The sequence below is a fragment of the Streptomyces sp. HSW2009 genome (assembly GCF_040240285.1).
Classification (GTDB): Bacteria; Actinomycetota; Actinomycetes; order Streptomycetales; family Streptomycetaceae; genus Streptomyces.
The window spans coordinates 1-926 of record NZ_JBEHZD010001072.1; the positions used below are offsets into that span (position 1 = coordinate 1).

The window sequence follows — 926 nt, forward strand, 5'->3', positions numbered from 1 at the left end:
GTGGCGGGGGGGGGGGGGTTTTTTTTTAAAACCCCCCCCCCCCCCCCGGCGGGGGGGGGGGGGGGGGGGGGGGCCCCCCCCCCCCCCCCCCCCCCCCCCGTCGTCGAGCGACCCGTACCGCAGAAAGGCCCCCCATGGACACGCGCACGATCCGCCGCACGAGCGTGGTCCTCCCCTGCCCCCTGGCACCCGACCGCTACCTCTCCCCAGTCACCTCCCTCAGCGACGGCCACGGCCAGCTCGCAGCGTTCCGCTACACCGCCACCGACCTGCGCGAACTCCATCTCCTCGACACCGACTTGCAGGACGGCCGGATCAGCGGGCTGTGCACCGAACGCACCAGGCTGGAGAAGCTGCGCATCGACTCGGTTCAGTTCAGCGGCTGCGACCTGGCGTCCCTGCGCTGGTCCGACAGCCGGCTCTCGCGCACCGTCTTCCGCGACTGCACGCTCGTGGGCGCCGCACTGGACGACCTCACGCTGGACAACGTCCTGTTCGAGAACTGCACGCTGGACTACAGCGTGCTGACCCGCATCCGCTGCACCGGCCCGGTGATCTTCTCCGCCTGCTCCCTGCGCGAGACGGTCTTCGCCACCGCCGACGCCCGCACGGCCCTGCTCGACGGCTGCACCCTGTGGCTGACCGAGTTCGACGGCGGCACCTACCGCGGCCTCGACCTCCGCGGCAACGACCTCTCCCGCATCCGCGGCCTCTCCCACCTCCAACAGATCGTCATCGACCGCACGCAGACGGCGCAGTTGGCGGAGGCGCTGGCGGTGGAGCTTGAGCTGGGGTTCGGGGATGGGGGTGGGGGGTGGAGGGGGTAGGGGGTGCGTCGGGGCCCCCGGCCCGGGCGGGGGGGGGGGGCGGGCCCCCCCCCCCCCGGCCCCGGCCCCCCCCCCCCCCCCCCCCCCCCGGGACGTATA

1 protein-coding gene is annotated in these 926 nt (G+C 74.2%); it reads left to right on the forward strand.

The annotated features are described in order from the left end of the window. Window positions 1–134: 134 nt before the first annotated feature. Window positions 135–827 carry a pentapeptide repeat-containing protein gene (locus AAHZ94_RS34605; protein WP_349997633.1) on the forward strand — a complete coding sequence of 231 codons (693 nt, stop codon included), beginning with the start codon at window positions 135–137 and terminating at the stop codon, window positions 825–827. The last annotated feature ends 99 nt before the right edge of the window (window positions 828–926 follow it).